This window comes from Burkholderia sp. KCJ3K979 (assembly GCF_016759955.1).
GTDB classification, from domain to species: domain Bacteria; phylum Pseudomonadota; class Gammaproteobacteria; order Burkholderiales; family Burkholderiaceae; genus Burkholderia; species Burkholderia orbicola.
On record NZ_JACFYV010000317.1, the window covers coordinates 1 to 5,617 of the forward strand.

5 protein-coding genes and 1 pseudogene are annotated in these 5,617 nt (G+C 67.8%); 4 read left to right on the plus strand and 2 right to left on the minus strand.

What is annotated here, in order from left to right; translation table 11 throughout:
- Window positions 1-216 (plus strand): annotated as a pseudogene (locus tag H3O04_RS33535) (DUF1853 family protein); the annotation flags it as partial.
- Window positions 217-234: 18 nt separating this feature from the next.
- Here H3O04_RS33535 and thiD read toward each other — a convergent pair.
- Both thiD and lplT read right to left on the minus strand, forming a co-directional pair.
- A complete protein-coding gene (thiD, locus tag H3O04_RS33540) occupies window positions 235-1,044 on the minus strand; it encodes a bifunctional hydroxymethylpyrimidine kinase/phosphomethylpyrimidine kinase (protein ID WP_011549522.1) in 810 nt (269 codons plus the stop codon).
- A 58-nt stretch (window positions 1,045-1,102) separates the two neighbouring features.
- On the minus strand, window positions 1,103-2,410 hold the full coding sequence (gene lplT / locus H3O04_RS33545; RefSeq protein WP_006478468.1) for a lysophospholipid transporter LplT: 1,308 nt from the start codon (window positions 2,408-2,410) through the stop codon (window positions 1,103-1,105).
- Window positions 2,411-2,628: 218 nt separating this feature from the next.
- Between lplT and alr the strand changes: the two genes are divergently transcribed.
- The 3 genes from alr (at window position 2,629) to H3O04_RS33560 (ending at window position 5,503) form a co-directional block, all read left to right on the plus strand.
- Entirely contained in the window at window positions 2,629-3,699 is a 1,071-nt protein-coding gene (alr, locus tag H3O04_RS33550; RefSeq protein WP_006478469.1) for an alanine racemase, read from the plus strand.
- A gap of 11 nt (window positions 3,700-3,710) precedes the next feature.
- Entirely contained in the window at window positions 3,711-5,087 is a 1,377-nt protein-coding gene (radA, locus tag H3O04_RS33555) for a DNA repair protein RadA (RefSeq protein WP_006478470.1), read from the plus strand.
- 149 nt (window positions 5,088-5,236) lie between these two features.
- Entirely contained in the window at window positions 5,237-5,503 is a 267-nt protein-coding gene (locus H3O04_RS33560) for a DUF2866 domain-containing protein (RefSeq protein WP_006488228.1), read from the plus strand.
- Window positions 5,504-5,617 lie beyond the last annotated feature (114 nt).

The window sequence follows — 5,617 nt, forward strand, 5'->3', positions numbered from 1 at the left end:
GCACCGCGGCGTGCCGTCGCCGGCGCGGGTGTCGAGCCCGAGCCGCTGGCGAGCGCACTGGAGTTGCCGGCCGTGCTGGCGACGCGCCAGACGCCCGACCTGATCGCGATCCATGAAAAGGGGGGCGACGGCACGTGGCGCGAGACGGCGCGCGGTTTCGTCGTGCCCGACGACTGGCCGGCGCGCGCGCAGGCGTTCGCGGCGCAGGATCACTGACGCCGCGTCAGCGGCCGCTCACCACCAGCGATGGAAGTGATGGACCGGGCCGACGCCGTGACCGACGTCGAGGTGGCCGCTCGCGGCGATCGCGCCGGTCAGGTAGGTTTTTGCCTCGCGTACCGCGCTTTCGAGGTCGGACTGCTGCGGCAGCAGCGCGGCGATTGCCGACGACAGCGTGCAGCCGGTGCCGTGCGTGTTGCTGACCGGCACGCGCGCGCCGTCGAGCCGCACGGTGCGGGTTTCCTCGACGAGCCAGTCGGGGCTCGCGGACGCGTCGGGCAGGTGGCCGCCCTTCATCAGCACCGCGCGCGCGCCTGTCTGCAGCAGGGCCTCGCCTTGCCGCACCATGTCGTCTTCGGTGGTGGCGGGCGCATCGTTCAGCAGCGCGGCCGCTTCCGGCAGGTTCGGCGTGACGACCGTCGCGAGCGGCAGCAGCGTGTCGCGCAGCGCGTCGACGGCATCGGGCGCGAGCAGCGCGTGCGAACTCTTCGAGATCATCACCGTATCGAGCACCACGAAACGCGGCGCGTAACGGCGCAGCGCGTCGGCCACCGCCTGCACGATCGCCGCGTTGGCGAGCATCCCGATCTTGACCGCGTCGATGCGGATATCGTCGAACACCGCGTCGAGCTGCGCGGTCACGAACGCGGCGTCCGGCGCATGCACGCCCGTCACGCCGCGCGTGTTCTGCGCGGTCAGCGCGGTGATCACGCTCGCACCATACGCACCGAGCGCGGAAAACGTCTTCAGGTCGGCCTGAATGCCTGCGCCGCCGCCCGAATCGGAGCCGGCGATCGTCAGGAGGTTGGGTATCGGGTGCGTCATGAGGGCAACGCGCCGGTGTGCGCACCGGCGCCAGCGGACGAAAACGGAAAGTGTAGCGTCAGTGCCGCGATTCGCCGATCAGCGCGACCGAGTCGAACTGACGCTGGTTCGCCTGGTGGCGGCGCATCACGAGCCACATCGTCAGGCAGACGAACGTGCCGAACAGCACGATCACGACGCCGACCGGCACGTCGAGCCACACGAGCACCGCATACAGGCACAGCATCACGAGCACCGACAGGTTCTCGTTGAAGTTCTGCACCGCGATCGAATGGCCGGCCGACAGCAGCACGTGGCCGCGATGCTGCAGCAGCGCGTTCATCGGCACGACGAAGTAGCCGGACAGCGCGCCGACGCCGATCAGGAAGATGTAGGCGACGATCAGGTAGAACGGCAGGCGCAGATGGCCGAAGTGCACGGCCCACTGCGCCGGGAACAGGTCGCGCGTGTAGAACGCCATCAGCATCACCGCGATGCCCATGATGATGCCGACGGGCAGCACGGTCAGCGACTTCTTCAGCGGAATCCGGGCAGCGGCGGCAATCGCGCCGGCCGCCACGCCGACCGCGACTACGGCCTGCAGGATCGCGCCTTCGGACAGCGACATGTTGAGCGACACCTCGGCCCACTTCAGCACGATGAACTGCAGCGTCGCGCCCGCCCCCCAGAACAGCGTGGTGACCGCCAGCGAGATCTGGCCGAGCTTGTCGCGCCAGAGCACCATGAAGCAGTCGGCGAAATCGGTGAGCAGCTTGACCGGGCCGCGCTCCTGCTTCGGGTAGCGGGCGCCCGTGTCGGGAATGCGCAGGTTGAACAGCGCGGCGACCACGTAGATCGCCATGATGATCGCCATCGCGGCCTCGGCGGGCGTGCCGATCCAGGCGGGGGTATGGGCGATCACGTGCGATGCGATGTGCGGGCTGATCAGCGCGCCCCCGAGCACGGTGCCGAGGATGATCGAGCTGACGGTCGTGCCCTCGATCCAGCCGTTCGCGGCGACCAGCCGGTCGGCCGGCAGCAGTTCGGTGAGAATCCCGTATTTGGCGGGGGAGTAGGCCGCCGCGCCGAAGCCGACGATCCCGTACGCGATCAGCGGATGGGCGCCGAACAGCATGATCAGGCAGCCGACCACCTTGATCGAGTTGGTGATGAACATCACGCGGCCCTTCGGGCGCGAATCCGCGAACGCACCGACATACGCCGCCAACACCACATAGGACAACACGAAGAACAGCTTCAGCAGCGGTGTCATCCAGTTGGGGGCGTGGAGGTCTTTCAGCAGGGCGATGGCGGCGATGAGAAGCGCATTGTCGGCCAGCGACGAGAAAAACTGCGCGGCCATGATGGTGTAAAAACCTTTTTTCATCTGATGCGATGCTTTCGTCGCTGCGGCAGGGCCGCGTAGGCCGCCTGGTATGCGATCGGCTTATTCCGTTCGAAATGGGTTGTGCGCACGGCTTTATAACATGAAAATACGCGAATTCGGACTAGCAAGATTCCCCGATCGTTCCGCAAATTGTCGGCTTCGGTGCTCAAAAGGCGCGGTAAGCTGATGATTCGCAAGCGTCTTTACGTAAATTTCCCATGCCGCGCCCGATCTCCGCCACCATCCACACCGCCGCTCTCGCGAACAATCTCTCCGTCGTCCGCCGCTTTGCCGGCCCGTCCAAGGTCTGGGCGGTCGTCAAGGCCAACGCGTACGGCCACGGTCTCGCCCGCGCGTTTCCGGGCCTGCGCGGCACCGATGGCTTCGGCCTGCTCGACCTCGACGAGGCGGTGAAGCTGCGCGAGCTCGGCTGGGCCGGCCCGATCCTGCTGCTCGAAGGCTTCTTCCGCTCGACCGACATCGACGTGATCGACCGCTACAGCCTGACGACGACCGTCCACAACGACGAGCAGATGCGGATGCTGGAAACGGCGCGGCTGTCGAAGCCCGTCAACGTGCAGCTGAAGATGAACAGCGGGATGAACCGGCTCGGTTACGTGCCGGAAAAATACCGTGCCGCGTGGGAGCGCGCCCGCGCGTGCCCCGGCATCGGTCAGATCACGTTGATGACCCATTTTTCGGACGCGGACAACGAGCGCGGTGTCGCCGAGCAGCTCGCGACGTTCGAGCGCGGCGCGGAAAGCATCGCCGGCGCGCGCAGTCTCGCGAATTCGGCCGCCGTGCTGTGGCATCCGGACACGCACTTCGACTGGGTGCGGCCGGGGATCGTGCTGTATGGCGCGTCGCCGTCCGGGTTGTCGTCCGATATCGCGGACACGGGGTTGAAGCCCGCGATGACGCTTGCATCCGAGCTGATCGCGGTGCAGACGATCGGGAAGGGCCAGGCGATCGGTTATGGTTCGACGTTTTCGGCGCAGGCGCCGATGCGGATCGGCGTCGTCGCGTGCGGCTATGCGGATGGCTATCCGCGCGTGGCGCCCGAAGGCACGCCCGTGATCGTCGACGGCATCCGTACGCGGATCGTCGGCCGCGTGTCGATGGACATGATCACCGTCGACCTGACGCCGTGCCCGCAGGCCGGCGTCGGCGCGCGCGTCGAGCTGTGGGGCAACGCGCTGCCGATCGACGACGTCGCGCGCCATTGCGGCACGATCGGCTACGAGCTGATGTGCGCGGTCGCGGCCCGCGTGCCGGTGCGAGCGGAATAAGGGCATCGCGCGTGGCCAAACAGAAAACCGTTTACGTCTGCAGCGAGTGCGGCGGACAGACCCCGAAGTGGCAGGGCCAATGCCCGTCGTGCCAAGCCTGGAACACGCTCGTCGAATCGGTCGCCGAGTCGCCGGCCGCCCATCGGTTCCAGTCGCTCGCGAAGCGGGCGCCGGTGCAGCGGCTCGCCGACATCGAGGCCGCCGACGTTCCGCGCTTCTCCACCGGCATCGGCGAATTCGATCGCGTGCTGGGCGGTGGCCTGGTGCCCGGCGGCGTCGTGCTGATCGGCGGCGATCCGGGCATCGGCAAGTCGACGCTGCTGCTGCAGTCGCTCGCGGATATCGCGAACGAGCGGCGTGCCCTCTATATCAGCGGCGAGGAATCGGCCGCGCAGATCGCGTTGCGCGCGCAACGGCTCGCGTTGCTCGACGGCGGCGCGCCGGCGGCCGAACTGAAGCTGCTCGCCGAGATCCAGCTCGAGAAGATCCAGGCCGCGATCGATACCGAGCGGCCGGACGTGGCCGTCATCGACTCGATCCAGACCGTCTATTCGGACGCGCTCACGTCGGCGCCGGGCTCGGTCGCGCAGGTGCGCGAATGCGCGGCGCAGCTCACGCGCATCGCGAAACAGTCGGGCACCGCGATCATCATGGTCGGGCACGTGACGAAGGAGGGCAATCTGGCCGGCCCGCGCGTGCTCGAGCACATCGTCGATACCGTGCTGTACTTCGAAGGCGACACGCATTCGTCGTTCCGGCTCGTGCGCGCGTTCAAGAACCGCTTCGGCGCGGTCAACGAACTCGGCGTGTTCGCGATGACCGAGCGCGGGCTGCGCGGCGTAGCCAACCCGTCCGCGCTGTTCCTGTCGCAGCACGAGCAGGTCGTGCCCGGTTCGTGCGTGCTCGTCACGCAGGAAGGCACGCGCCCGCTGCTCGTCGAAATCCAGGCGCTCGTCGATACGGCGCACGTGCCGAATCCGCGCCGGCTCGCGGTCGGCCTCGAGCAGAACCGGCTCGCGATGCTGCTCGCGGTGCTGCACCGCCACGCGGGCATCGCGGCCTTCGATCAGGACGTGTTCCTCAATGCGGTGGGCGGGGTGAAGATCACCGAGCCGGCCGCCGACCTCGCGGTGCTGCTCGCGATTCACTCGTCGATGCGCAACAAGGCGCTGCCGAAAGGGCTGATCGTGTTCGGCGAGGTGGGGCTGGCGGGCGAGATCCGGCCGTCCCCGCGCGGGCAGGAACGGCTGCGCGAAGCGGCGAAGCTCGGCTTCACGTCCGCGCTGATCCCGAAGGCGAATGCGCCGAAGCAGCCGATCGAAGGGCTGAACGTGATGGCCGTCGAACGGCTCGAGCAGGCGATCGACCGCGTGCGCGATCTCGAATGAGCGGGCGGGGCCCTGGCAGGGGCCGTAGCGGGCCGGACGATCTGTCGCGTAATTCGCTGTAAAGAATATGTAGGCTGATGTAACCCGCCGGACATCGCTTTTCCCTATCCTTTGCCGGATTGTCGAACCGCGCAATGCGAAGGGAACCTATGTTGAAATCGTACGGGGAAGCGCCTGGCGGACGCCTTTACAACCTGCGCGGCTGCCGCGTGTCGGAGCCGATTCGCCAGCCGTGGGGCGGTGGATGCCGGATCGTCGAGTGGATCGACGAAGAAGGGCGGCTGGCGCGCAAGGTCGTGTCCGAGGACGTGACGGAAGCCGAAGTCGCCGCTGCGATCCGCCGGCCGATCAAGGGGCGCCGGCACTTGATGGGCGATGACGAGCAGATGCCGCGCGACACGCTGCCGCGCCGCTGAGCGGGTGCGAGGCTGGCATACGGGCCGATGCAACCCCGCCAAACGCAGCAATGACGATGAGGCCGGGCCCGGGCGCCTGGCCTCGTCGTTTCCGGGTTCGGTGCGGCGGGGCGG

What these genes read in the sequence shown, in the direction of transcription:
- lplT (WP_006478468.1), bottom strand. Translation starts at nt 2,410, where the DNA reads ATGAAAAAAGGTTTTTACACCATCATGGCCGCGCAGTTTTTCTCGTCG.
- H3O04_RS33560 (WP_006488228.1), top strand. Translation starts at nt 5,237, where the DNA reads ATGTTGAAATCGTACGGGGAAGCGCCTGGCGGACGCCTTTACAACCTG.
- alr (WP_006478469.1), top strand. Translation starts at nt 2,629, where the DNA reads ATGCCGCGCCCGATCTCCGCCACCATCCACACCGCCGCTCTCGCGAAC.
- thiD (WP_011549522.1), bottom strand. Translation starts at nt 1,044, where the DNA reads ATGACGCACCCGATACCCAACCTCCTGACGATCGCCGGCTCCGATTCG.